21 protein-coding genes and 3 pseudogenes are annotated in these 23,604 nt (G+C 72.9%); 7 read left to right on the forward strand and 17 right to left on the reverse strand.

Annotation, left to right across the window (positions count from 1 at the left end):
- Nucleotides 1–99: 99 nt before the first annotated feature.
- From OG956_RS04750 to OG956_RS04800, 12 genes are all read right to left on the reverse strand, one after another.
- Entirely contained in the window at nt 100–1,236 is a 1,137-nt protein-coding gene (locus OG956_RS04750; RefSeq protein ID WP_330336667.1) for a polyprenyl synthetase family protein, read from the reverse strand.
- Nucleotides 1,236–2,669 (reverse strand): hydroxysqualene dehydroxylase HpnE, encoded by a 1,434-nt coding sequence (gene hpnE, locus OG956_RS04755; protein WP_330336668.1) that lies wholly within the window; start codon nt 2,667–2,669, stop codon nt 1,236–1,238. Before hpnE ends, OG956_RS04750 begins: the two co-directional genes overlap by 1 nt.
- Complete coding sequence (locus tag OG956_RS40185) at nt 2,666–2,794, reverse strand: DUF6380 family protein (RefSeq protein WP_393861118.1); 129 nt, start codon at nt 2,792–2,794, stop codon at nt 2,666–2,668. The genes hpnE and OG956_RS40185 overlap by 4 nt, the downstream gene beginning before the upstream one ends.
- A complete protein-coding gene (hpnD, locus tag OG956_RS04760; RefSeq protein ID WP_330336669.1) occupies nt 2,794–3,756 on the reverse strand; it encodes a presqualene diphosphate synthase HpnD in 963 nt (320 codons plus the stop codon). The genes OG956_RS40185 and hpnD overlap by 1 nt, the downstream gene beginning before the upstream one ends.
- Nucleotides 3,753–4,649: a squalene synthase HpnC gene (hpnC, locus tag OG956_RS04765; protein WP_330336670.1), complete on the reverse strand. Its 897-nt coding sequence runs from the start codon at nt 4,647–4,649 to the stop codon at nt 3,753–3,755. Before hpnC ends, hpnD begins: the two co-directional genes overlap by 4 nt.
- Before the next feature lie 361 nt (nt 4,650–5,010).
- On the reverse strand, nt 5,011–5,799 hold the full coding sequence (locus OG956_RS04770) for an ABC transporter ATP-binding protein (protein WP_330336671.1): 789 nt from the start codon (nt 5,797–5,799) through the stop codon (nt 5,011–5,013).
- The gene (locus OG956_RS04775; protein WP_330336672.1) at nt 5,792–6,721 is read right to left on the reverse strand and encodes an ABC transporter permease; all 930 of its coding nucleotides are present in this window, start codon (nt 6,719–6,721) and stop codon (nt 5,792–5,794) included. The genes OG956_RS04770 and OG956_RS04775 overlap by 8 nt, the downstream gene beginning before the upstream one ends.
- Nucleotides 6,722–6,814: 93 nt before the next feature.
- Nucleotides 6,815–7,699, reverse strand: coding sequence for a glycosyltransferase family 2 protein (locus OG956_RS04780; protein WP_330336673.1), 885 nt, complete (start codon nt 7,697–7,699; stop codon nt 6,815–6,817).
- Nucleotides 7,696–8,475, reverse strand: coding sequence for a CDP-alcohol phosphatidyltransferase family protein (locus tag OG956_RS04785; protein ID WP_330336674.1), 780 nt, complete (start codon nt 8,473–8,475; stop codon nt 7,696–7,698). The genes OG956_RS04780 and OG956_RS04785 overlap by 4 nt, the downstream gene beginning before the upstream one ends.
- Nucleotides 8,453–9,514, reverse strand: coding sequence for an iron-containing alcohol dehydrogenase family protein (locus OG956_RS04790; protein ID WP_330336675.1), 1,062 nt, complete (start codon nt 9,512–9,514; stop codon nt 8,453–8,455). The genes OG956_RS04785 and OG956_RS04790 overlap by 23 nt, the downstream gene beginning before the upstream one ends.
- Complete coding sequence (locus OG956_RS04795) at nt 9,502–10,254, reverse strand: phosphocholine cytidylyltransferase family protein (protein WP_330336676.1); 753 nt, start codon at nt 10,252–10,254, stop codon at nt 9,502–9,504. Before OG956_RS04795 ends, OG956_RS04790 begins: the two co-directional genes overlap by 13 nt.
- On the reverse strand, nt 10,251–12,044 hold the full coding sequence (locus tag OG956_RS04800; RefSeq protein ID WP_330336677.1) for a DUF5941 domain-containing protein: 1,794 nt from the start codon (nt 12,042–12,044) through the stop codon (nt 10,251–10,253). The genes OG956_RS04795 and OG956_RS04800 overlap by 4 nt, the downstream gene beginning before the upstream one ends.
- Before the next feature lie 266 nt (nt 12,045–12,310).
- Between OG956_RS04800 and OG956_RS04805 the strand changes: the two are divergent.
- The 3 genes and pseudogenes from OG956_RS04805 to idi all read left to right on the forward strand — a co-directional run bounded on the left by OG956_RS04805 (nt 12,311) and on the right by idi (nt 14,717).
- A pseudogene (locus OG956_RS04805) lies at nt 12,311–12,833 on the forward strand (NAD-dependent epimerase/dehydratase family protein).
- A gap of 173 nt (nt 12,834–13,006) precedes the next feature.
- Nucleotides 13,007–13,948 (forward strand): cation diffusion facilitator family transporter, encoded by a 942-nt coding sequence (locus OG956_RS04810; protein WP_330336678.1) that lies wholly within the window; start codon nt 13,007–13,009, stop codon nt 13,946–13,948.
- 175 nt (nt 13,949–14,123) lie between these two features.
- Nucleotides 14,124–14,717, forward strand: coding sequence for an isopentenyl-diphosphate Delta-isomerase (gene idi / locus OG956_RS04815; RefSeq protein ID WP_330336679.1), 594 nt, complete (start codon nt 14,124–14,126; stop codon nt 14,715–14,717).
- Nucleotides 14,718–14,787: 70 nt separating this feature from the next.
- On the opposite strand, the gene OG956_RS04820 is transcribed toward idi, so the two are convergent.
- Nucleotides 14,788–15,282: an ATP-binding protein gene (locus tag OG956_RS04820; RefSeq protein WP_330342739.1), complete on the reverse strand. Its 495-nt coding sequence runs from the start codon at nt 15,280–15,282 to the stop codon at nt 14,788–14,790.
- 322 nt (nt 15,283–15,604) lie between these two features.
- On the opposite strand from OG956_RS04820, the gene OG956_RS04825 reads away from it, so the two are divergent.
- Nucleotides 15,605–16,360 (forward strand): enoyl-CoA hydratase/isomerase family protein, encoded by a 756-nt coding sequence (locus OG956_RS04825; RefSeq protein ID WP_330336680.1) that lies wholly within the window; start codon nt 15,605–15,607, stop codon nt 16,358–16,360.
- Here OG956_RS04825 and OG956_RS04830 read toward each other — a convergent pair.
- Both OG956_RS04830 and OG956_RS04835 read right to left on the reverse strand, forming a co-directional pair.
- Nucleotides 16,332–16,666, reverse strand: a pseudogene (locus tag OG956_RS04830) (DJ-1/PfpI family protein); the annotation flags it as partial. The gene OG956_RS04825 and the pseudogene OG956_RS04830 sit on opposite strands and share 29 nt — an antisense overlap.
- Nucleotides 16,666–16,791: pseudogene (locus OG956_RS04835) on the reverse strand (GlxA family transcriptional regulator); the annotation flags it as partial. The pseudogenes OG956_RS04835 and OG956_RS04830, both read right to left, overlap by 1 nt.
- A 145-nt stretch (nt 16,792–16,936) precedes the next feature.
- Here OG956_RS04835 and OG956_RS04840 point away from each other — a divergent pair.
- Nucleotides 16,937–17,068, forward strand: a complete 132-nt coding sequence (locus OG956_RS04840) for an LPFR motif small protein (RefSeq protein ID WP_330336682.1) — start codon at nt 16,937–16,939, stop codon at nt 17,066–17,068.
- A 102-nt stretch (nt 17,069–17,170) separates the two neighbouring features.
- The gene (locus tag OG956_RS04845) at nt 17,171–19,546 is read left to right on the forward strand and encodes a Tex family protein (protein ID WP_330336683.1); all 2,376 of its coding nucleotides are present in this window, start codon (nt 17,171–17,173) and stop codon (nt 19,544–19,546) included.
- A gap of 104 nt (nt 19,547–19,650) precedes the next feature.
- On the opposite strand, the gene OG956_RS04850 is transcribed toward OG956_RS04845, so the two are convergent.
- Nucleotides 19,651–21,291: an ABC-F family ATP-binding cassette domain-containing protein gene (locus OG956_RS04850; protein ID WP_330336684.1), complete on the reverse strand. Its 1,641-nt coding sequence runs from the start codon at nt 21,289–21,291 to the stop codon at nt 19,651–19,653.
- A gap of 36 nt (nt 21,292–21,327) precedes the next feature.
- Nucleotides 21,328–22,359 carry an oxidoreductase gene (locus tag OG956_RS04855; protein ID WP_330336685.1) on the reverse strand — a complete coding sequence of 344 codons (1,032 nt, stop codon included), beginning with the start codon at nt 22,357–22,359 and terminating at the stop codon, nt 21,328–21,330.
- Between the two features lie 77 nt (nt 22,360–22,436).
- Here OG956_RS04855 and OG956_RS04860 point away from each other — a divergent pair, with 77 nt between their 5' ends.
- Nucleotides 22,437–23,375, forward strand: a complete 939-nt coding sequence (locus OG956_RS04860; RefSeq protein WP_330336686.1) for an FAD-dependent oxidoreductase — start codon at nt 22,437–22,439, stop codon at nt 23,373–23,375.
- Nucleotides 23,376–23,604 lie beyond the last annotated feature (229 nt).

The raw sequence follows: 23,604 nt of genomic DNA on the forward strand, positions 1-23,604 counted from the left end.
GCGAGTCGTGCTGCTGTGGGTCCGCCGTCGGCCGGTGTCCTGGTCTCGATCCTCGGACACCGGCCGGCGACTACGCGAGGCGTGTTCGGCCGATAGTGATCATCTCTTTCGTACGACGACGAAGTCGGCGAGCGCCGTGAAGGACTCCCGCACCCGGTCGGGCATGTCGACGGCGTCGAGGGCTTCGATGGCGATGGTGTGCTGACGGCGCGCTTCCTCGGCCGTCCAGTCGCGGCCGCCGGCCTGCTCGATGAGGGCCGCGCGGGCCGCGAACTCCTCCTCCGAGAAGTTCTCGAAGTCGCTGCTCTTGGCGTCCGCGGCGAGCATCTCGCCGAGCTGCTCGGAGGCGGGGCCGCCGGCCGCGAGCGCGGCGACGACCGGCAGGGACTTCTTGCGCTGGCGCAGGTCGCTCCAGGTCTGCTTGCCGGTGGCCTCCGGGTCGCCCCAGATGCCGAGCAGGTCGTCGACGGCCTGGAAGGCGAGGCCCAGGTGGTGGCCGTAGCGCTCCAGCGCGTCGGCGGTGGCGTCGTCCGCGCCGCCGAGGACCGCGCCGATGGAGCTGGACGCGGCGAGCAGCGCGCCGGTCTTGTTGCCCTCCATCTCCAGGCACTCCTCGACGCTGACGCGGTCGCGGTGCTCGTAGGAGATGTCCTGGGCCTGACCGTCGATCAGGGCGCGGGTGGCGGTGGTGAGCCGGCGGGTGGCGCGGCCCGCCTCGACGGTGCCGAGTTCCAGCAGGACCTCGTTGGCCAGGGCGAACAGGGCGTCGCCGACCAGGATGGCCTGGGCGGGGCCGTGCACCTTCCAGACGGTGTCGCGGTGCCGGCGCTGCTCGTCGCCGTCCATCAGGTCGTCGTGCAGCAGCGAGAAGTTGTGGACGAGTTCGACGGCCACGGCGCCCGGGATGCCCACCTCGGGCGCGGCGCCGGTGACCTCGGCGGAGAGCACGGCGAGCGCGGGGCGCACGGCCTTGCCGCCGTCGCCGTCGGCCGGGTTGCCGGCGGCGTCGATCCAGCCGAAGTGGTAGGCGGCGACGGTGTCCATCGGAGGCGCCAGCCGGTCGACGGCCGCACGCAGGACCGGAGTGGCCAGGGTCCGGCCGCGCTCCAGCAGCGCGGTCACGTCCACCGCGGCCCGTGGGGCGGGCGTCGAGGCCGGGGGCACAGTGGGCACAGTCTCTCCTCTTGTTGCGGTACCGGGGGTGCGGGGGCCTGCCGCGGGCTGCCGATCGGGCATCAGGCCGCCTCCTCGAACTCGAAGAGGTGGCGGGGGCGGGGCCGGCCCAGGGCGCCGAGGGCGGCGTCGGCCGCGCTCACTCCGCTGCGGACCGCACTCTCCATGGTCGCGGGCCACCCGGTGGCGGTCCACGCTCCGGCCAGGTACAGGCCGGGGGCCTTGGTGCGGGCGCCGGGCCGCAGCCGTCCGACGCCGGGGGCGGGGGCGAACGTGGCCGTGCGCTCCCGGGTCACGAAGAAGTCCCTCACCACGGCGCCGCGGGTACCCGGAATCAGCCGTTCCAGCTCCGGCAGGTAGCGCTCGCGGAGCTCGGAGACCGGCAGGTCGATCTCGGCCTGGGCGGCCGACTGGGACAGCGCCAGGTACTGGCCCTCGGTCAGTCCGGAGGCCTCGGTGCGGTCGAACACCCACTGCACGGGGGTGCCCAGGGCCGCGAAGAAGGGCCGCGCGAGCACCCTGCGGTCGTAGACGACATGGACGTTGAGGATCGGCGCGGTGCCGATCGCGAGCAGCCGCTCGGGGGCGTCGAGGGCGCCGGGCGGCAGCAGGCCGTGGGCCTCGCGCTGGGGTACGGCGAGGACGACGGCGTCCGCTTCCAGGCTCTCGCCGGGAACCTGAACGCTCCAGCCGCCGTTTCCGTTGGTAGAGACGGAGGTGACGCGTGTACGGACTTCGGTGCGCACGCCCGCGGAGTCGAGCGCCTTGCGGGCCAGCCGGTCGTGCAGTTCGCCCAGCGGGACGCGGGCCCAGCCGATGTCGGCCGCGCCCGGGTCGGACAGCAGACCGGTCTTGAACACCATCGCGGCGAGCCCCAGCGAGGCGTCGGAGGCGACCGCGTTGAGGGTGGCGACCCCGACCAGGTCCCACAGGGCCTCGACGGCGCGCGCCGACTGGCCGTGCGCGGCCAGCCAGCTGCCGAAGTCCTGGGTGTCCAGGGCCGGATCGGCGAGGTCGAGCCCCTTCAGCGCGAGCGCGGCACGCCCGACGGCGGCGCGCTCGGCGAACGAGAGGTGCGGATAAGCGGCCAGGCTGCGCCCCAGATGGAGGGGGACGGGCAGCGGGTCGCGCCGCAGCCGGCCGAGCCGTCTGCCCTCGGGCTTGGCGGCGTCGACGACGGGCACGTCCAGGCGGTCCTGCAGCGGTGCCAGTGCCGCGCCCTCGATCCGGTCGAGGAACCAGCGGTAGGCGGTGCAGCAGCGCAGGTACACGTGCTGGCCGTTGTCGACGGTCAGGTCGCCGCGCTGGAAGGAGAAGGCGAGGCCGCCCAGCCTGGGCCTGCCTTCGAGCAGGGTGACGCGGACGCCGGCGTCGGCGAGCGCGAGCGCCGCGGTGATACCGGCGAGCCCGCCGCCGACCACGACGGCGCGGCGGCCCGCGGCGCTCTCTGCTCCGGCGGTGCCGTGCGCCTGTGCGGGGCGCGAGCCGTCGCTCATGGTGCGTCCTTCCGTACGTGCCGAGCGTGCAGGTTGAACGGTGCACGCTCCGCCGTCGCAGTCAGGGACGCCACGCCGCAGTGGAGGGTTGCCTGCCGCATGTCTCCTGGTTCGCCGTGTTCCATCAGGCGCGCCTCCTGAGGGAACGGGGGGAGACATGGCGGGTCACATGCCGGGCGTCCAAACCGGACAGACCGCGTACGGCGACGTACGCCTTCTCGCGTCCGGGCAGCGAGACCCGGCCGCGCAGCACCGCCTCGGGGTCGCGTTCGATGCGGTCCAGCAGCCGGCGGTAGATGCCGGCCATGGCGGCCACGCAGGCGCCGCTGCGCCGGTCGAGCATGGGGAGCAGCTGGTAGCCCTCGGCGAAGAGGGCGCGGGCCCGTCGCACTTCGAAGTGCACGAGGCCCGCGAAGTCGGAGCCCTCCGGCGGGGTCGGCCCGTCGAACCCGGCCGAACAGCCGAACTTGGCGAGGTCGTCGGCGGGCAGGTAGGTACGGCCGCCGGCCGCGTCCTCGCGGACGTCCCTGAGGATGTTGGTCAGCTGCAGGGCGAGGCCGAGGGTGTCGGCGTACTCGGGTGCGCGCTCGGCGCCGCGCGCTCCCGGTTCGGTGCCGAAGACGCCGAGCGAGAGCCGGCCGATGACGCCGGCCACGCACCGGCAGTACACCTTCAGGTCGTCCCAGGTCTCGTAGGTCTCGCCGCGCACGTCCATCTGGACGCCGTCGATCAGCTCGTCGAGGCCGCCGAGCGGGATCGGGAAGGCGCGTGCGGCATGGGCGAGGGCGACGGCGACCGGATCGGTGTCGTCCTCCTCGACCTCGTCCGCGCGGACCCGGGCGAGCAGCGCCCTGGTGTCCTCGAGCCGCTTCAGCTTCACCTCGTCGGCCAGGTCGCCGTCGCCGATGTCGTCCACGCGCCGGGAGAACGCGTACAGCGCCGACATGGCGCGGCGCTTGGGCGTGGGCAGCAGGCGGATGCCGTAGGCGAAGTTGCGCGCCTGCTGCCCGGTGACGGTTTCGCAGTAGCTGTAGGCGGCGAGTACCGGTGCGGACACGTGCGACGGAGAATCCACGGTCCGGATCACCCCTCTCCTCGCAGGATCACGCCCGCCTCACGCAGCAACTGGACCTTGCCGGGCTTGGGCGGGCCGGGAAGTACGTCGTAATCGGCGGCGGCGATCGCGCGGATCGCCGCCCTTCCCCCCGCCACGAACCCTGCGAGCAGCAGCTTCAACCTGCCGTGGACGCTACCCACCAGGGGGGCGCCTTCACTCAGCAGATCACGGGCGCGTTGTGCCTCGTATGCAACCAGGGCGCGCACCGATGCGCCCGCGGTTTTCGCGCCAAGATCGGATTCCTGGACGTGGAAGCGCTTCATGTCCGTGGCCGGGAGGTAGATCCGGTCCCGGCGGAGGTCCTCGGCGACGTCCTGGAGGTGCTCCACGATCTGCAGCGCGGTGCAGACCGCGTCGGAGAGCCGGACCCGCTCGGGGGTGGAGGTCCCGGTGACGGCGAGGACGAGGCGGCCGACGGGGTTGGCGGACAGTTCGCAGTACGCGAGGAGGTCGTCGTAGGTCTCGTAGCGGGAGACGAGCTGGTCCTGGCGGTTGGCGGCGATCAGGCCGAGGAAGGGCTCGGGGGTGAGGGAGCGGCGGCGGACGGTGGGCTGGAGCCGGCGCAGCAGCGGATGGCGCGGGGTGCCGTCGAAGACGCGGCGCAGGTCGGCCTCGAAGGCGTCGAGGAGGACGAGGCGGTCCTCGGCCTCGGTGGCCGACACGCCAAGGAGACGGGCGTCGGCGCCGCCGGGGGCGAGGTCGCCGTCGCCGATGTCGTCGACCAGGCGGGCGAAGCCGTAGACCGCCATGAGGTCGGCACGCCAGGCCCTGGGCAGGAAGAACGGGGCCACGGGAAAGTTCTCGCTCGTGGCCTTGTCGAGGGTGGCGCGTTCCGGGTCTTGCGCCGTCTCGGTCGCCGTCATCGGGCGCTGCCCGGCGCGGGGACGGCACATGCTGCGTTGAGCTGGGGAGTTTCCGTAGCCATTGCCGTCACATCTCCCGTTCTACACTGCCGACCCAATACACACTATTTCGGACACGCCGCCCTGCAATTCACGAGGTCCCCCCGGCTCGGGGTGTCGCGCATTATCGCCCCACTTGCCGCTTTCCGGCGCCGGTACAGCTTACGTTGTACAACGCAGCGAGGTTCGTCGGGGTGTCCTGCACATCACAACAACACACCGATTGGCTCCAAGATTCCTGAGACCAAACGGAGTTGACGATTCCGTTATGGAAGCGGGGCCCCGCCGGACGGATTCCGGCGGGGCCCCTGGCCGAAACGTGTCACTTGCCGGTGAACTTCTCGTACTCCTTCAGAACCTCTTCGGTCGGCCCGTCCATCCGCAGTTCGCCGCGCTCCAGCCACAGGACGCGGTTGCAGGTGTCCCGGATGGACTTGTTGTTGTGGCTGACCAGAAAGACCGTGCCGGCCTCCTTGCGCAGTTCCCGGATGCGTTCCTCCGAGCGCTTCTGGAACTTGCGGTCACCGGTGGCCAGCGCCTCGTCGATCATGAGGACGTCGTGGTCCTTGGCGGCGGCGATGGAGAACCGCAGCCGGGCGGCCATGCCGGAGGAGTACGTACGCATGGGCAGGGTGATGAAGTCGCCCTTCTCGTTGATACCCGAGAAGTCCACGATGTCCTGGTAGCGCTCCTTGATCTCCTCCCGGGACATCCCCATGGCGAGCCCGCCCAGGATGACGTTGCGCTCACCGGTGAGGTCGTTCATCAGGGCCGCGTTGACACCGAGCAGCGAGGGCTGGCCGTCGGTGTAGACCTTGCCCCGCTCGGCGGGGAGCAGGCCGGCGATGGCCCGCAGCAGCGTGGACTTGCCGGAGCCGTTGGAGCCGATCAGGCCGATGGCCTCGCCGCGGTAGGCGACGAAGGACACGCCGCGCACGGCGTGCACCTTGCGCACCCCCCGCGCCGCGTCGTCGGAGCCCCGCCCGACGATGCGGCTGAGGGCCGCCGTCGCGCTGCCCTTCCCGGTCCTGGCGCCGTTGACGCGGTAGACGATGTGCAGGTCGTCCGCGATGACGGTGGGGCGGCGCTCCCCGGTGTGCTGCTCAGCCACGGCCGTACCGCTCCTCCGCCTTCCAGAAGTACACGAACCCGCCGGCGAAGACGACGACGGCCCAGAACAGCGCGATGGCCCACACGTGCGGCGGCAGGTTCGAGGCGCCGTAGCCGTCGATCAGGGCGTAGCGCATCAGGTCCATGTAGACCGCGGCCGGGTTGACCTGGAGCAGCCGGACCGCGATCTCGGAGCGGCCCTCCATCATCTTGTTGATGGAGAACATGACACCCGAGGTGTACATCCAGGTGCGCAGGACGAACGGCATCAGCTGGGCGAGGTCCGGGGTCTTGGCGCCCATCCGGGCCACGATCAGCGCGAGCCCGGTGTTGAACAGGAACTGCAGCAGCAGGACCGGCACGATGAGCAGCCAGGCGGGGCTCGGGTAGCTGCCGAAGCCGATCGCCACGACGAACATCACGATCATCGAGAACAGCAGCTGCTGGAGCTGCTGCAGCGAGAACGAGATGGGCAGCGAGGCACGCGGGAAGTGCAGGGCCCGCACCAGCCCCAGGTTGCCGGAGATCGCGCGGACCCCGGACATCACCGAGCTCTGCGTGAACGTGAACACGAACACGCCCGTGACCAGGAACGGGATGTAGACGTCCTGGGACAGGCCGCGGCTCGCGTGCAGGATCACGCCGAAGATGAAGTAGTACACGCCCGCGTTCAGCAGCGGCGTCGCCACCTGCCACAGCTGGCCGAGCTTGGCCTGGCTGTACTGCGCCGTCAGCTTCGCCTGCGAGAAGGCGAGGATGAAGTGGCGCCGCCCCCACAGCTGGCGGACGTAACTGGGCAGGGAGGGGCGGGCGCCGCTCACGGCGAGCCCGTACTTGGCGGCCAGCTGCGCCGCCGTCAGCCCCTCGTCGGGCGACGGTATCGCGCTCACCGCGACCCCGCCGTCATGCGTTGTGTGACTCACGAGTGGAAATCCGGACTCTCTTGGGTAAGAAGCTTGGTCTCTTCGGGTAAGAGAAGCTTCTCAGATCACCGGGGGCCGGCCCAGCCGGGTCGGTCAGATCACCGGGGGCCGGCCCAGCCGGGTCAGCCGCCACACCGTGCGCCACTTCATCGGGCGGCGCGGGCCGCACGGCGTGGTCCAGCCCTCCCGGAAGCCGCCGAACCAGGCCCGCAGCGCCGGGCGGGAGGGGCGGCGGACCAGGGTGAGCATCAGCCACACGCCGAGGTAGACGGGTACCAGAGGCGCGGGGAGGTTGCGGCGGGCCAGCCACACGCGGTTGCGGGCGACCATGCGGTGGTAGACCGCGTGCCGCGAGGGCGCGGTCGTCGGGTGGTACAGCACCATGTCGGAGCGGTAGTCGATCATCCAGCCGGCGTCGAGGGCCCGCCAGGCCAGGTCGGTCTCCTCGTGGGCGTAGAAGAACGCGTCGGGCAGCCCGCCGACCTCGGCGAAGACGCGGGTGCGCACCGCGTTGGCGCCGCCGAGGAAGGTGGTGACCCGCGAGGAGCGCATCGGATCGGAGGCCCGCAGCCGGGGCACATGGCGGCGCTGGGTCTCGCCGGTCTCCGGGTCGGCGATGCGGAAGCTGATGATGCCGAGCCTCGGGTCGGCCTCGAACGCCTCACGGCACAGCTGGGCGGTGTCGTGCCGGGCGAGCAGGCCGTCGTCGTCGAGGAAGAGCAATATGTCGACATCGCGGCCGCCGGGCCCGAAGGCCTCGATGCCGACGTTGCGGCCGCCGGGGATGCCCAGGTTCTCGGGCAGCTCGATCGTCCGCACGCCCTCGGGGACGTCCGGGACCGGCGAGCCGTTGCCGACGACGACCACCTCGACCGGGTCGCCGTCCTGCTTGGCGACCGAGTCGAGCAGGGCCCGCAGCTCCTCCGGCCGGTTGCCCATGGTGATGACGACGGCGCCGACCCGCATGGCCGCGCTCACTTCAGCCTGCTGGAGGCGAGGATGGACACCAGGTGCAGCAGGGTCTGCAGCAGGGCGATGCCGGCCAGCACCGCCACCCCCAGCCGGGAGAAGAACAGGTCGCCGCGCGCCTGGTCGACGATCGCGAGGACCAGGATCAGCAGGGACGCCTCGATGCCGAGGATCAGCCGGTGGAACTTCAGCATGGCGGCGGCCTTGCGGGCCAGCGCCATGCCGGAGGAGCGCATCTCGGACGCCGACTCCTGCACCGGCGGCTTGCCGGCCTGGTGGCGGGCGACGCCGACCAGGTCGGTCTCGGCCTTGATGAGGATGGCGCCCAGCGCGGCCAGCGTGCCGAGGAAGGCCCACAGCCAGTCGATACGGCCGCCGCCCCACAGGTCGGCGGCGCGCAGGCCGAAGCCCGTGAGCACCGCGGCGTCCGTGAGATAGGCGCCGACCCGGTCCAGGTAGACACCGTTCAGCGAGTACTGCTTCTTCCAGCGCGCTATCTCGCCGTCGACGCAGTCCAGCAGCAGGTACATCTGCACGCAGACCACGCCGAGGACGGCGCCCCAGATCCCCGGCACCAGCAGCGCCGGTGCCGCGAGCACGCCGAAGACGGTCATCAGGTACGTGAGCTGGTTGGGCGTGACCCTGGTGTTCACCAGGTAGCGGTCGACCCGCAGGGACACCTCGCGCATGTAGAGGCGTCCCATCCAGTGCTCACCGCTGCGCCGGTCCTTCACCCCCGCGGGGTGGACGACCGGACGGAGTTCAGCTACCGATGGCCTTGACATAGTCGGCGTAGATGTCCTTGATCTGGTTCGTCTTGAGGTCGAGGTGTTCGAGGATCGTGTAGCGGCCGGGGCGGGTCTCCGGGGCGAACTCCACGACGCGGACGAACTCGTCCACGGTGAAGCCGATCTCCTCCGGCAGCACCGGAAGCCCGTGCCGGTGCAGCACCCGGGCCGTGTGCACCGCCTCCTCGTGCGCCCCGCGCAGGTACATCGCGAAGGCCGCGCCGAGTCCGCACTGCTCGCCGTGGGCGGCCGCCCGCTTGGGGAAGAGCAGGTCGAAGGCGTGGTTGATCTCGTGGCAGGAGCCGGAGGACGGGCGGGAGTCGCCGGAGATCGACATCGAGATGCCGCTGAGCACCAGCGCCTCGGCGAGCACCTGGAGGAAGTCGTTGTCGCCGATGCCGCCGGGATGGCGCAGCACCGCCTCGCCGGCCTGGCGGGCCATGGCCGCAGCGAGACCGTCGATCTTCTCGCCGTTGACCCGGTTGGACAGCTCCCAGTCCTTGACCGCGTTGATGTTGGACACCGCGTCGCCGATGCCGGCGCGGACGAAGCGGGCCGGGGCCTCGCGGATCACGTCCAGGTCGATCACGACCGCGATGGGGTTCGGCACGCCGTAGGAGCCGCGTCCGGCGTCGTTGTCGAGCGTGGCGACCGGCGAGCACAGGCCGTCGTGCGCGAGGTTCGTCGGCACGGCGACCAGGGGCAGGCCGACGCGGGCCGCGGCGAACTTGGCGCAGTCGATGATCTTGCCGCCGCCGAGGCCGACGACCGCGTCGTAGTGGCCGGACTTCATCTCGCCGGCCAGCCGGATCGCGTCGTCGAGGGTGCCGCCGCCGACCTCGTACCAGGTGGCGCCCGGCAGCGAGGGGGCGATCCGCTCGCGCAGCCTGGCGCCGGAGCCGCCGCTGACGGCGACGGCGAGCCGGCCGGACTGCGCGATGCGCTCGTCGGCGAGGACGTCGGCCAGGTCGTCCAGGGCACCCGGGCGGATGTCCACGACGACCGGCGAGGGAATCAGCCGGGTCAGTAGCGGCACGCGATCTCCCGTCCCCTGGCCAGGTCGTCGTGGTTGTCGATCTCGACCCAGTCCACGTCGCCGATCGGCGCCACGTCGATGCGGAAGCCGCGGTCGACCAGCTCCTGGTAGCCGTGCTCGTAGAACTGCTGGGGGTCGGTCTCCCAGACCGTCTTCAGCGCGTCGGCCAGTTCGGGGGCGGCGTCGCCCTCGATCAGGGTGACGCCGATGTACTCGCCCGTCGCCTCGGCGGGGTCCATCAGCTTGGTGATCCTCGTCATGCCCTTCTCAGGGTCGACGACGACCTTCATCTCCTCGTCCGCGAGGGACTTCACGGTGTCCAGCGCGAGGATGATCCTCTTGCCCGCACCGCGGGCCGCGAGCAGCGTCTTCTCGACGGAGACCGGGTGGACGGTGTCGCCGTTGGCGAGGATCACGCCGTCCTTGAGGGCGTCACGGCCGCACCACAGGGAGTAGGCGTTGTTCCACTCCTCGGCCTTGTCGTTGTCGATCAGGGTGAGCTTGAGGCCGTACTTCTGCTCCAGGGCCGCCCTGCGCTCGTACACGGCCTCCTTGCGGTAGCCGACGATGATCGCCGCCTCGGTCAGGCCGACCTCGGCGAAGTTGGCGAGGGTCAGGTCCAGAACCGTCGGTTCGCCCTCTATGCCCGCGGGCCCCACCGGCACCAGCGCCTTGGGCAGGGTGTCGGTGTAGGGGCGCAGACGCCGTCCGGCGCCGGCCGCGAGCACGAGGCCGATCATGCGGGTTCTCCTTCGTCGTGTACGGCTGGGGCCCCGGCGGAGACCCAGAAGCGGATGCTCTCGGCGAGCACCACGAGGGCGACGGCCACGGCGAGGACCGTGAGCGCGACCGTGAACTGCGCGGCGGTGAGCACCGCGGCCAGGACGGTGACGAGGAGCGTGCGCCCCTCGTGCCCCCCGATGCAGCGCACCAGCCAGGCCGGGGGCGCTCCGGCGTTGCCGCGGATGCGGTACACCGTGTCGTAGTGATGGTAGGCGACGGCCGCCACCAGGCCGAAAGCCGCCGGCAGGGCGCCGTTCACCCCTGCTTTGCTCGCGAGGATCAGGACGGTGCCGTACTCGGCGGCGCGGAAGAAGGGCGGCACCAGCCAGTCGAGGGCGCCCTTGAGCGGGCGGGAGACGGCCACCGCCGACAGGACGGCGTACCCGGCGGCGCACAGCACGGTGGGCCAGCCGGCGCCCCACAGCAGGGCCCCGGCGGTGACGAGGGCGCCGCCGGCCAAAGCGGCGTACGACGCGGCGCGCGGGTAGGCGCCCCGGCCCGCGCGGACCAGCAGGCCGGCGAGCGGCCCGCTGTCGGCGAGGTCCGCCAGCGCCCGCGCGGCGCGGTCGGTGCGGTGCGCCGTGCGGGTCAGGGAGCGCAGGACGCGGCCCGCCGTGGTGTAGGCGGCGGCGAAGGCGCAGCCGGCGAGCAGCACGCAGAAGGTGATCCGCGGGGTCGTCGCCGCCGTCAGGACCGCTATCAGCGCCCACCGCTCGCCGATGGGCAGGACGATCATCCGGCGCACCCAGACCGTCCAGCCGACGCTGTCCAGCTTGTCGGAGAGGGCGGCGGTGGGGCTGGTGTTGGCGGTGGCGTCGTGGTTGGCCTCGTTGAAGGAGAAGTCGACCACGTGCCGGCAGGTCTGCAGGACCATCGCGCCGAGGGCGAGGGCCCACACGTCGTCGCCGCCGCGGGCCGCGCCGAGGGCGAGGCCGGCGTAGTAGGCGTACTCCTTGGCCCGGTCGAAGGTGGCGTCCAGCCAGGCGCCGAGCGTGGAGTACTTCAGGGCGTAGCGGGCGAGCTGGCCGTCGGTGCAGTCCAGCACGAAGGACGCGATCAGCAGCACGCCGGCCGCGACGAACCCCGCGCGCGTGCCCGTCGCCGCGCAGCCGGCCGCGATCAGGGCGGTGAGCAGCGAGGCCGTGGTCACCTGGTTGGGGGTCAGGCCCCGGCGGGCGCACCAGCGGGCGATGTAGCGGGAGTAGGGGCTGATGAAGAAGGTGGTGAAGAAGCCGTCGCGGGACTTCACGGCGGACTTCAGGCGTACGGCCTCGTCGTCGACGGCGGCGACGGCCTGCCGTGCCTCGTTGCGGGCCTGGGGGTCGTCGGGGACGGCGGCGACCAGGCTGCCCAGCTCCGGCCGGTGCACCTCGCAGCCGTCGGCGTCGAGGGCGGTGACGACCCGGTCGGCGAGGCTGTCCACTGCGAGTGCCGTGCCGCCGCCGGCGGTGGTCTCGCGGGCCACGGCCCGGGTCAGCGACTGCCGGGCGTCCGGCTGGGCGGTGACGGCGCCGGGGACCGCGGCGAGCGGGAAGCGCGGGTCGGTCAGGCCGAGGCGCAGGGCGTGCCGGTGGCCGACGAAACGGGCGTCGACCAGGGCCACGCGGTCGCCGGCCGGAGCGGCGGCGAGCAGGGTCCCGGCCTCGGCGGCGTCCGCTGCCACCCGGACGTCGAAGCCGAGGGACCGCAGATCGTTCTCGAGGGTCGATCCGGGGACCGGCTGACCGGTGACGATGGCGGTCGACAACCGAACTCACTCCCTGGGTGCCGGCGCGTGGGCACCGGCTGTCTCGCATGGTGGGGCGCCCTGCCGGCGGCACCCGGGCGGCATGTCGGCAGAGGCTATCGGATGGCCGCGGGCCCGTGTTCACCGGCCGTTCACGGCCCGGCCCACGCAGGCTGCCCCGGCCTTTGCCGCGATCATCATCGGGGATCCGGGGCCCGCCCCACAAACCGGTCGGCGCAGACCGGGGCAACCGGGACAGGCGAGGGGTCCGCACAAGGTGGACGACCATGACCTGGCTGATCACCTGCGGAGCCGGATACATCGGGGCGCATGTGGCGCGGGCCATGGCCGGCGACGGGGAGCGCGTCGTGGCGCCGGACGACCTGTCGGCGGCGGTGCCCGCACGGCTGCCCGCGGACGTTCCGCTGGTCGAGGGCTCGACGCTGGAGGGGGACCGGCTGGGGCGGGTCCTCGGGGAGTACGGCGTGACCGGCGTCGTGCGTCTGGCGGCGCGCAAGCAGGTCGCCGGGTCGGTGGCGCGGCGGCTCGCCGGAGGCGATGTTCCCGGTGATCTCACGCTGAACACCGGACGGGGCGAGGGCGTGGGTGCGCGAGCTGATCACGGTGGTCGGGGAGGTGACCGGCGACCGCCGGGAGCCGGTGGTGGAGCCGCGCAGGCCGGGCGACGCGCCGCGCGCGGTCGCCTCGCCCGAACGGGCCGCCGACCGGCTGGGCCGGCGGGCCCGGCGCGGGGTGCGCGAGATGGCGGAGTCGGCCTGGCGGGGCCGGCAGCTGCACCACGCCGGGTGAGCCCGCGCTCGAGCCGTACCGGAGCCGCCGTGCACAGGAACCGTACCGGCCCCTGACCTGCGGAACGTTTCCGCAGGTCAGAGCACATGACAACGGTGTTCAATGCCGCGTTGCCCCATACCCCCCGCCCGTAGTTCACTGGGTGCCGGACGGAGCACGGAAGGGCGGTTTCCATGGGGGCAGGGCACGACCACGGGCACGCGCACAGCCATGCCCCCGCCACGGGCACGGCCGCGGCCGCGTACCGCGGCCGGCTGCGGATCGCGCTGGGCATCACGCTCACGGTCATGGTGGTGGAGCTCGTCGGCGGTGTGCTGGCCGACTCGCTCGCACTGATCGCCGACGCGGCCCACATGGCCACCGACGCCGTGGGCCTCGGCATGGCGCTGCTCGCGATCCACTTCGCCAATCGCCCGCCCAGCGCGAACCGCACCTTCGGCTACGCCCGCGCGGAGATCCTCGCCGCCCTGGCCAACTGCCTGCTGCTGCTCGGGGTCGGCGGATACGTCCTGTACGAGGCCGCCCAGCGGTTCGTGACGCCCGCGGAGACCCGGGGCGGTCTGATGGTCGTGTTCGGTGTGATCGGACTGGTCGCGAACTCGGTCTCGCTGACCCTGCTGATGCGCGGGCAGAAGGAGAGCCTGAACGTGCGCGGCGCCTTCCTGGAGGTCGCGGCGGACGCGCTCGGCTCGTTCGCGGTGCTGGTCTCCGCGGTGGTGATCCTGGCCACCGGCTGGCAGCGCGCGGACCCGGTCGCCTCGCTGGCCATCGGCCTGATGATCGTGCCGAGGACGCTGAAGCTGCTGCGCGAGACGCTGGACGTGCTGCTGGAGGCGGCCCCGAAGGGCGTCGACATGGCCGAGGTCCGGGCCCACATCCTGGCGCTGGACGGCGTGGAGGACGTCCACGACCTGCACGCCTGGACGATCACCTCCGGGATGCCGGTGGTCTCGGCCCATGTGGTGGTGAGCTCGGACGTGCTCAGCGCCGTGGGCCACGAGAAGCTGCTGCACGAGCTGCAGGGCTGCCTCGGCGGCCACTTCGACGTCGAGCACTGCACCTTCCAGCTGGAGCCGGGCGGGCACGCGGAGCACGAGGCACGGCTGTGCCACTGACGCCCCGGCCGGGTGTTGCCGGGTGGGGCGAGGTTCCGGGCTCCACCGTCCCGGGCACGATGATCTACCGGGTCCGCCTTCCGGCGCGCGCCGCGCGCGGAGGCGCCGGTAAGTGCCGGGAGTGCCGGATTCGTACGGCAGACTTGGGGTGCGAAGACCGAGGCGAAGGATGGGTATGCCGATCACACCTGCCACCGCGACGCACAGCTCGTCCAATGGCACCGCACAGGCGATTCTGCTGGAACTGGTCGACGAGAAGGGTGTGACGATCGGTACGGCGGAGAAGCTCGCCGCCCATCAGCCGCCGGGGCAGTTGCACCGCGCCTTCTCGGTGTTCCTCTTCGACGACCACGGCCGGCTGCTGCTCCAGCAGCGGGCGCTCGGCAAGTACCACTCCCCCGGTGTGTGGTCCAACACCTGCTGCGGCCACCCGTACCCGGGCGAGGCGCCCTTCGCCGCCGCGGCCCGGCGCACCTTCGAGGAGCTCGGCGTGTCGCCCTCGCTGCTCGCGGAGGCGGGCACGGTCCGCTACAACCACCCGGACCCGGCCTCAGGGCTGGTCGAGCAGGAGTACAACCACCTGTTCGTCGGCCTGGTACAGGCGCCGCTCGCTCCGGACGCCGACGAGGTGGCCCAGACCGCGTTCGTGACGGCGGCCGAGCTGGCGGAGCGGCACGCCCGGGATCCGTTCTCGGCCTGGTTCATGACGGTGCTGGACGCGGCCCGTCCGGCGATCAGGGAGCTGACGGGCCCGTCCGCGGGCTGGTGAGCACCGTCCACGCGAGCGTCGCCGCGGGCCCGTGCCCGACGCCTTCGGGCGCGGGCCCGGGCCCGCGGCGCTACAGCACCGTCGCGGGCTTGAGCGGCAGGGCGGCCCAGATGACCTTGCCGCCGCTCGCGGTGTGCTCCACGTCCACCGTCCCGCCCGCCTCCCGCGCCACCTCGCGCACCAGCAGCAGGCCCCGGCCGCCGGTCTGGCCGTGATCGGCCTCCAGCGCGGTCGGGCGGTAGGGGTGGTTGTCCTCCACGGACACCCGCACCCACTCGGCTCCGACGGCGACCTCCACGGCCAGCATCGGCGACAGCAGCGCCGCGTGCCGGACCGCGTTGGTGACCAGCTCGGAGACGATCAGCAGCAGACCGTGCACCAGGTCGTCGGAGACCGGCACGCCCTGGCGCAGCAGCAGGTCCCGTACGGCGTGCCGGGCCTGCGGGACCGAGGAGTCCACCGCGGGCGCGGTGAACCGCCAGACGCCCTCGTACGGCAGTGGATCGGGCAGCCGCTCGGCGCCCCCCGCTGGGCGTGGGCCGTCCCCGCGCCCGTGGTTGTCCATCGTCCGGTCGCCACCCTCGCGCTCGATTGTCACCACACGTCGAGTGTTGGTAACGATGCGCTCCGCTCCGCGGACCTGAACACAAGTCAGCGGGTATCGAGCGCTTTCTGACCGGGTGCGTATGACACGGTCACGTGAAGGACTGGTTCCGGTCGCCCGGACGCCGGTTCGCGAACTAATCGGGTCGTACGGGTTTGCGCTGCTCCCGGCCGCCCGAAGGGGCCGAGGAGCAGCGGCCCCGGTGGCGGGTGAGACCCGTACCACTCCGGGGCCGTGGGCCCCGTCCTTGGTGGGTGCGGACGGCACGCATAGCATCCGGCTCATGGAGCCCCAGCTGTCCCACCATGTCACCGGCGCCGTCGCCACCGTCGTCATCGACCACCCGGCCAAGCGCAACGCCATGACCGCCGCGATGTGGCGGCGGCTGCCGGAGCTGCTGGACGCGCTCGCGCAGGACCCCGGGGTGCGGGCGCTGGTGCTCACCGGCGCGGGCGGGACCTTCTGCGCGGGGGCCGACATCGGCACGCTCCGGGGTTCGCCGGAGGAGGCGCAGAAACTCGCCGTGGCGGCCGAGGAGGCGCTCGCCGCGTTCCCCAAGCCGACCGTGGCCGCGGTGCGCGGGCACTGCGTCGGCGGCGGGGCGCAGCTCGCCGCCGCCTGCGATCTGCGGCTGGCGGAGGAGGGCGCGCTGTTCGGGGTGACCCCGGCGAGGCTCGGCATCGTCTACCCGGCCTCCTCCACCCGCCGCCTGGTGTCGCTGGTGGGACCGGCCACGGCCAAGTACCTGCTGTTCTCGGCCGAGTTGATCGACGCGGGGCGGGCGCTGCGCAGCGGACTGGTCGACGAGGTGCTGCCGGAGGGCGAACTGGACAAGCGGGTCGCGGAGTTGACCCGGGTGCTGGTCTTGCGCTCGCAGCTCACCCAGGCCGCGGCGAAGGAGTTCGCGGCCGGCCGTACCGACCGGGACGCCCACTGGGCCGAACGGGCCCGTGGCAACCCCGACACCGCCGAAGGGGTCGCCGCGTTCCTGGAGCGGCGGCAGCCGCGGTTCACGTGGAACGTGTCTGCGTCAGGATGAACCGGCTCTGGGCGCGCAGCCGCTCGACGAGGCGGGCGGGGGCCTTGTCCGGGGACCCGGAGGCGTAGGGCGGCCGCGGGTCGTACTCGGTGGCGAGCTGGAGGGCCCGGGCGTGCTCGTCGCCCGCGATCCGGCCGGCCAGGGTGAGTGCCATGTCGATGCCGGCGGAGACCCCGGCGGCGGTGACGTACCTGCCGTCGGTCACCACCCGCCCCCGGTCGGCTCCGCGCCGAACCGCGTCAGCTGCTCGAGCGCCAGCCAGTGCGAGGCCGCGCGGCGCCCGTCCAGGAGTCCGGCGGCGGCCAGGCCGTACGGATGCGGTAGCTGCCCGGCGTGTGCTTCTCCGCGCCCGTGAACACCTCGAGCGGCCCGGTGACGTCGAGGCTCTGGACGCCGTCGAAGAGGACGAGGAGAAGCGTTCGCTGCGGCATGCCCCGATTCTTCGCGGCTGCGTGAATGGCCGCAATGACACGTTTCCCACCTTTCCTGCCACGGCGAGAGAGCGGGGACGGCCGGGCATGAAGGGGCGGCCGGTGCGGTACCCGGCGCCCACTCGACGTGAAGGAGGAGATTCTCGTGTTCGCTGCCATCGCAGACGTCCTGCGCCAGGTGGGCGGCGCCATCGCCACGGTGGTCACGCTGCCCTTCCGCGCCGTGGCCCGGTTGTTCGGCGGGGCCTCGTCGTCCGCGCACGGGGGCCGGGCCTGAGTTCTGCCCTAGTCTGCCGCCACGCGCCGCCCTGATCCCCGGTTGCCGGTGTCACCTGCCACAATTGCCGCGCAACCTCAGTGGAGAAGGCGGTACGGGATCGTGACGACACCCGGATCCATCGAAGCAGGATCCATCGAAGGCAGGATCGCCGAGGAACTCGGCGTACGGGAGCGGCAGGTGAGGGCCGCGGTGGAACTGCTCGACGGCGGTTCGACCGTGCCCTTCATCGCCCGCTACCGCAAGGAAGCGACCGAGATGCTCGACGACGCGCAGCTGCGCACGATCGAGGAGCGGCTGCGCTATCTGCGGGAGCTGGAGGAGCGGCGCACCGCGATCCTGGAGTCGGTGCGCGAGCAGGGCAAGCTGACGGACGAGCTGGAGGCGAGGATCCGGGGCGCCGAGACCAAGGCGCGCCTGGAGGACATCTACCTCCCGTACAAGCCCAAGCGGCGCACCAAGGCCCAGATCGCGCGCGAGGCCGGCCTGGAGCCGCTGGCGGACGGCCTGCTGGGCGATCCGGGCGTGGAGCCGCTGGCGGCCGCCGCCGCGTTCGTGGACGCCGGCAAGGGCGTCGCCGACCCGCAGGCCGCGCTGGAGGGCGCGCGGGCGATCCTCACCGAGCGGTTCTCGGAGGACGCCGACCTGATCGGCGAGCTGCGCGAGCGCATGTGGGTGCGCGGACGGCTGGCCGCCAAGGTCCGGGAGGGCAAGGAGGAGGCGGGCGCGAAGTTCGCCGACTACTTCGACTTCGCCGAGCCGTTCACCGAGCTGCCGTCGCACCGCGTCCTGGCGATGTTCCGCGGCGAGAAGGAGGAGGTCCTGGACCTCGTCCTGGAGCCCGAGGAGCCCACGGAGGGCCCGTCGTCGTACGAGGGGATCATCGCGCACCGGTTCGGGATCGCCGACCGGGGCCGTCCCGCCGACAAGTGGCTGACGGACACGGTCCGCTGGGCCTGGCGCACCCGGATCCTCGTCCACCTCGGCATCGACCTGCGGCTGAGGCTGCGCACGGCCGCCGAGGACGAGGCGGTGAACGTGTTCGCGGCGAACCTGCGCGACCTGCTGCTGGCCGCCCCGGCCGGCACGCGCGCGACGCTGGGCCTGGACCCCGGTTTCCGTACGGGCGTGAAGGTCGCCGTCGTCGACGCGACCGGCAAGGTCGTCGCCACGGACGTGATCTACCCGCACGTCCCGGCGAACAAGTGGGACGAGGCCCTCGCCAAGCTGGCCCGGCTCGCCAAGGAGCACGCGGTCGAGCTGATCGCGATCGGCAACGGCACGGCCTCCCGCGAGACCGACAAGCTCGCCGGTGAACTCATCGCCAGGCACCCGGAGCTGAAGCTCACCAAGGTGATGGTGTCCGAGGCGGGCGCGTCGGTGTACTCGGCCTCGCAGTACGCCTCGCAGGAGCTGCCCGACATGGACGTGTCGCTGCGCGGCGCGGTCTCCATCGCCCGGCGCCTGCAGGACCCGCTGGCCGAGCTGGTGAAGATCGACCCCAAGTCGATCGGCGTCGGCCAGTACCAGCACGACCTGTCCGAGGTGAAGCTGTCCCGCTCGCTGGACGCGGTGGTCGAGGACTGTGTGAACGGCGTGGGCGTGGACGTCAACACCGCGTCCGTGCCGCTGCTCGCCCGGGTGTCGGGCATCTCCTCCGGCCTCGCCGAGAACATCGTGGCGCACCGGGACGCCCACGGCCCGTTCAGGTCCCGCTCCGAGCTGAAGAAGGTGGCGCGGCTCGGCCCGAAGGCGTACGAGCAGTGCGCGGGCTTCCTGCGCATCCGCGGCGGCGACGACCCGCTGGACGCCTCCAGCGTGCACCCCGAGGCCTACCCGGTGGTCCGCCGCATGGTGAAGACGACCGGCCAGGAGGTGGCCTCCCTCATCGGCAACACGAGCGTGCTCCGCTCGCTGCGGCCCGCCGACTTCGTGGACGACACGTTCGGTCTGCCGACCGTGACGGACATCCTGAAGGAGCTGGAGAAGCCGGGCCGCGACCCGCGTCCCGCCTTCAAAACGGCCACCTTCAAGGAGGGCGTGGAGAAGATCTCCGACCTGTCCGCCGGGATGATCCTGGAGGGCGTGGTGACGAACGTGGCCGCGTTCGGCGCGTTCGTCGACATCGGCGTCCACCAGGACGGCCTGGTGCACGTGTCGGCGATGTCGAAGACGTTCGTCAAGGACCCGCGCGACGTCGTCAAGCCCGGTGACATCGTCAAGGTGAAGGTCCTCGACGTGGACATCCCGCGCAAGCGGATCGCGCTGACCCTGCGCCTGGACGACGAGGCCGCCGCGCAGCCGGGGCAGGGCGGTGGCCGGCAGCAGCGCGGCGCCCGGCCGCCCCAGCAGCGGCAGGGCGGCGGCCAGGGCCGCCGGGAGGGCCGCGGCGGCGGCCGCCAGGCGCCGGCGCCGGCCAACAGCGCGATGGCGGACGCACTGCGCCGGGCGGGCCTGCTGGATCCGAAGAAGCGGTGACCCTGCGGGGCTTGGGCCGCGCACCCGCCCCGGTCGGCTGAGAAGGCGCCCTCCACTGCGGAGGGCGCCTTCTCGCTGCGCTCGTCGGTGCGCCCGGCGGAGCGCTACCGCTCGGTGACCTTCCCGTCGGCGACCTCCAGGCGCCTGGTCACGCGGACGGCGTCCAGCATGCGCCGGTCGTGGGTGACCAGGAGCAGGGTGCCCTCGTAGGAGTCGAGGGCCGACTCCAGTTGCTCGATCGCGGGCAGGTCGAGATGGTTCGTCGGCTCGTCCAGGACCAGGAGGTTGACGCCCCGGCCCTGGAGCAGCGCCAGGGCCGCGCGGGTGCGTTCGCCCGGCGAGAGGGTGGCGGCCGGGCGCAGCACATGGCCGGACCTCAGGCCGAACTTGGCGAGCAGGGTGCGCACCTCGGCCGGCTCGGTGTCGGGGACGGCCGCGCAGAACGCGTCCAGCAGGGTCTCGGGGCCGTGGAAGAGCCCCCGGGCCTGGTCCACCTCGCCGACCAGGACGCCCGAGCCCAGCGCGGCGTGCCCGGAGTCCAGCGCGACCCGGCCCAGCAGGGCGCCGAGCAGGGTGGACTTGCCGGAGCCGTTCGCGCCGGTCACCGCGACCCGGTCCGCCCAGTCGATCTGCAGGGACACCGGGCCGAAGGTGAAGTCGCCGCGCCGCACCTCGGCGTCCCGCAGGGTGGCCACGACCGCTCCGGAGCGCGGGGCGGAGGCGATCTCCATGCGCAGCTCCCACTCCTTGCGCGGTTCCTCGACCACCTCCAGGCGTTCGATCATGCGCTGGGTCTGCCGCGCCTTGGCGGCCTGTTTCTCGCTGGCCTCGCTGCGGAACTTGCGGCCGATCTTGTCGTTGTCGCTGCCGGCCTTGCGCCGGGCGTTCTTCACGCCCTTGTCCATCCAGGCCCGCTGCATCTGCGCGCGCTCCTGGAGCGCGGCCCTCTTGCCGGCGTACTCCTCGTAGTCCTCCCGCGCATGCCGGCGCGCCACCTCGCGCTCCTCCAGGTAGGCCTCGTAGCCGCCGCCGTAGAGGTTGATCCGCCGCTGGGCCAGATCGAGTTCGAGGACCTTGGTGACGGTGCGGGCGAGGAACTCGCGGTCGTGGCTGACGACGACCGTGCCCGCGCGCAGCCCGGTGACGAAGCGTTCCAGGCGCTCCAGGCCGTCGAGGTCGAGGTCGTTGGTGGGCTCGTCCAGGAGGAAGACGTCGTAGCGGGACAGCAGGAGCGAGGCGAGTCCGGCGCGGGCCGCCTGGCCACCGGACAGGGAGGTCATCGGCTGGTCCAGGCCGACGGCGAGGCCGAGGGAGTCGGCGACCTCCTCCGCACGCTCGTCGAGATCGGCGCCGCCGAGGCCGAGCCAGCGCTCCAGGGCGGTGGCGTAGGTGTCGTCGGCGCCGGGCAGCCCGTCCACGAGCGCCTGCGTGGCCTCGTCCATGACGCGCTGGGCCTCGGCCACCCCCGTGCGCCGGGCCAGGAACTCCCGGACGCTCTCCCCCGGCCTGCGCTCCGGCTCCTGCGGCAGATGGCCGACGGTCGCGGTCGGCGGGGACAGCCGCAGCTCGCCCCGCTCGGGTGCGGCGAGCCCGGCGAGCAGCCTCAGCAGGGTGGACTTGCCCGCACCGTTGGCGCCGACGAGACCGATCACGTCGCCGGGCGCGACGACCAGGTCGAGCCCGGAGAACAGGGAGCGGTCGCCGTGCCCGGCGGCGAGGTCCTTCACGACGAGTGTGGCAGTCATCAGGACGCCGATCCTAATGGGCCGGGCGTCCGCGGCTCAGCCGTGTCGTCCGCCGGTGACCGGTGCCGTGAGCACGCCTCCCGCCGTGCGCGCCACGAGGTACGCCTCTCCCCGCAGCGCCCGCGGGTCCAGCGGGAGACGGTGCCGGCCGGGCTCCAGCACGCCGTCGAACACCTCGCGGGTGTGGGTGCGGTGCAGCCGGTCGAGGCGGTAGGCGGTGATCCGCACCCGGCAGGCCGAGGTCACCTCGACCTCCGCGGCGCCGTCGGCGGCGGTGAACCCGGTGAGCCGGCGCCGCGTGAGCGGGCTGCGGTCCAGGGCGTGCTCGATCTGGGCCACCAGCAGCGGCACGACCGGCGCCAGGCCGTCCACCCGGGCGACCTCGGCGCCCGCCCGCTCGAACGCTTCCAGTACGGCGGCCCGTTCGGCCTCGCCGACCGCGCGGCCGAAGGCGACGGCGCCGTAGCCGCGCAGTTCCTCGGCGGGGACGGCGCGGGCGTCCTCGGTGATGTCGGCGCCGATGCCGATGGTGCGCAGCGCGGCGGCCAGCCTGGCGAGCACGGCGACCCGGGCGCCGATCAGCAGGACCCGGCGGCGGGGCGCGGCGGCCCCGTCCATCAGGGCGCCGAGCGCCGCCCGGTACTCGGCGCCCCGGAACCGGTAGGGGCCTATGCCGTGGTAGCCGTTGAGTTCCAGGTCGGCGTGCTCGTCCGTCTGCCAGGCGAAGTCCCGCCAGATGTAGTCCTCGCCGTCGCGCCGGATGACGGCGGTGACCGCTCCGCAGGCCAGGTCCGCGCACTCGGGGCAGCCGTAGATGACGAACCGGCCGTCGGGGAGCGGTGGTTCGGCCTCCAGCAGCAGGGCGCGCACCTGCGCGGTGAAGATGGCGGGCGGGACGTCCGAGGCGAGCGGGGAGACGGCGTCCAGGTCGGACAGCCGGAACAGCAGCGGACGGCCGTCCACGACGAAGTCCATGAAGTCGCGGTGGAGCTGGTAGCCGCCGTCGGCGAGCACACCGCCGGCGCGGATCGCCGGTGCCAGGCCGAAGGTGGCGTATACGGCAGACATGCTGTGAGTATCCCCACACGGACAGCGATGTGAGCGCGGCATGTCGGAACCGGCCGGACAGGATCTATCGTCCTGGCGTGGACAGCGAGCCGAATGACGAAGCGATCGTGGTCGGAAGCGGGGTCGCCGGGCTCACGACGGCCGTGGTGCTGGCCGAGTCCGGGCGCCGGGTGCGGGTGTGGGCGCGTGAGCCGGCCGAGCGTACGACCTCGGCGGTCGCCGGCGGCCTGTGGTGGCCGTACCGCATCGAACCGGAGCCGCTGGTGGGCGCCTGGGCGCTTGCGTCCCTCGCCGTGTACGAGGAGTGGGCGGACCGGCCGGAGGAGACCGGCGTACGCCTGGTCGACGGCGTACACCGGGGGACCCGGCTGGACGAACTGGGCGCCTGGGCGGGCCGGGTGCCGGGCCTGCGGGCGGTGCCGGAGGGCCTGGCGGCACGGCTGCCGGTGATCGACATGCCGGTGCATCTGGCGTGGCTGCGGGAGCGGCTCGCGAAGGCGGGAGGCGTGGTGGAGGCGCGTGAGGTGACCGACCTCGCCGCGCTGCCGGCGCCCGTCGTCGTCAACTGCACCGGCCTGGGCGCGCGTTCGCTGGTGCCGGACCCGGCGGTGCGTCCGGTGCGCGGGCAGCTGGTCGTCGTGGAGAACCCGGGGATCACCGGCTGGTTCACCTCCGTCGGCCACTCCTCCGCCGCGTCCACGTACTTCATCCCGCAGCCGGGCGGGCTGCTGCTCGGCGGCACGGCGGAGGAGGACGACTGGTCCCTGGACCCGGATCCGGCCACCGCGGCGGCGATCGTCGCCCGCTGCGCGGAGGTCCGGCCGGAGATCGCCCGGGCCCGTGTCCTCGCCCACCGCGTGGGGCTCCGCCCGGCCCGGGAGGCGGTACGGCTGGAACGGCAGCCGCTGCCGGACGGGCGCGTGCTGGTGCACAACTACGGTCACGGCGGCGCCGGGGTGACGGTGGCGTGGGGGTGCGCCCGGGAGGCGGCGGAGCTGGCGTTCCCCGCCGCCTGAAAGGGCGCCGTTCGGCCGGGGGCCGTTCACCCGCGCGGACGGGGTGTTCCCCCCTCTCGGCTTCGCCCGAGCAGGCGCACCCCTACTTCCCACCCGTGGAGCGAGCGCACCCCCGCCGCCCACCCGTGCCGCCTGGAGGTCCCCCAGGCCCTCGAGGCGCCGGCGCTGGGGGAGGCACCACTGCCCGCGGCTACGGCGCCTCCCGTGCCGGCGGGACTGCGACGTCCCA

The organism is Streptomyces sp. NBC_00557, assembly GCF_036345995.1.
Classification (GTDB): Bacteria; Actinomycetota; Actinomycetes; order Streptomycetales; family Streptomycetaceae; genus Streptomyces.

Excerpts from the sequence above, each read along its gene's own strand:
- hpnC (WP_330336670.1), bottom strand. The coding sequence starts at position 4,649 with ATGACGGCGACCGAGACGGCGCAAGACCCGGAACGCGCCACCCTCGAC.
- OG956_RS04750 (WP_330336667.1), bottom strand. The coding sequence starts at position 1,236 with ATGCCCGATCGGCAGCCCGCGGCAGGCCCCCGCACCCCCGGTACCGCA.
- OG956_RS04820 (WP_330342739.1), bottom strand. The coding sequence starts at position 15,282 with ATGGACAACCACGGGCGCGGGGACGGCCCACGCCCAGCGGGGGGCGCC.
- idi (WP_330336679.1), top strand. The coding sequence starts at position 14,124 with ATGCCGATCACACCTGCCACCGCGACGCACAGCTCGTCCAATGGCACC.
- OG956_RS04785 (WP_330336674.1), bottom strand. The coding sequence starts at position 8,475 with ATGTCAAGGCCATCGGTAGCTGAACTCCGTCCGGTCGTCCACCCCGCG.
- hpnE (WP_330336668.1), bottom strand. The coding sequence starts at position 2,669 with ATGAGCGACGGCTCGCGCCCCGCACAGGCGCACGGCACCGCCGGAGCA.
- OG956_RS40185 (WP_393861118.1), bottom strand. The coding sequence starts at position 2,794 with ATGGAACACGGCGAACCAGGAGACATGCGGCAGGCAACCCTCCACTGC.
- OG956_RS04825 (WP_330336680.1), top strand. The coding sequence starts at position 15,605 with ATGGAGCCCCAGCTGTCCCACCATGTCACCGGCGCCGTCGCCACCGTC.
- OG956_RS04850 (WP_330336684.1), bottom strand. The coding sequence starts at position 21,291 with ATGACTGCCACACTCGTCGTGAAGGACCTCGCCGCCGGGCACGGCGAC.
- OG956_RS04855 (WP_330336685.1), bottom strand. The coding sequence starts at position 22,359 with ATGTCTGCCGTATACGCCACCTTCGGCCTGGCACCGGCGATCCGCGCC.
- OG956_RS04810 (WP_330336678.1), top strand. The coding sequence starts at position 13,007 with ATGGGGGCAGGGCACGACCACGGGCACGCGCACAGCCATGCCCCCGCC.
- OG956_RS04795 (WP_330336676.1), bottom strand. The coding sequence starts at position 10,254 with ATGATCGGCCTCGTGCTCGCGGCCGGCGCCGGACGGCGTCTGCGCCCC.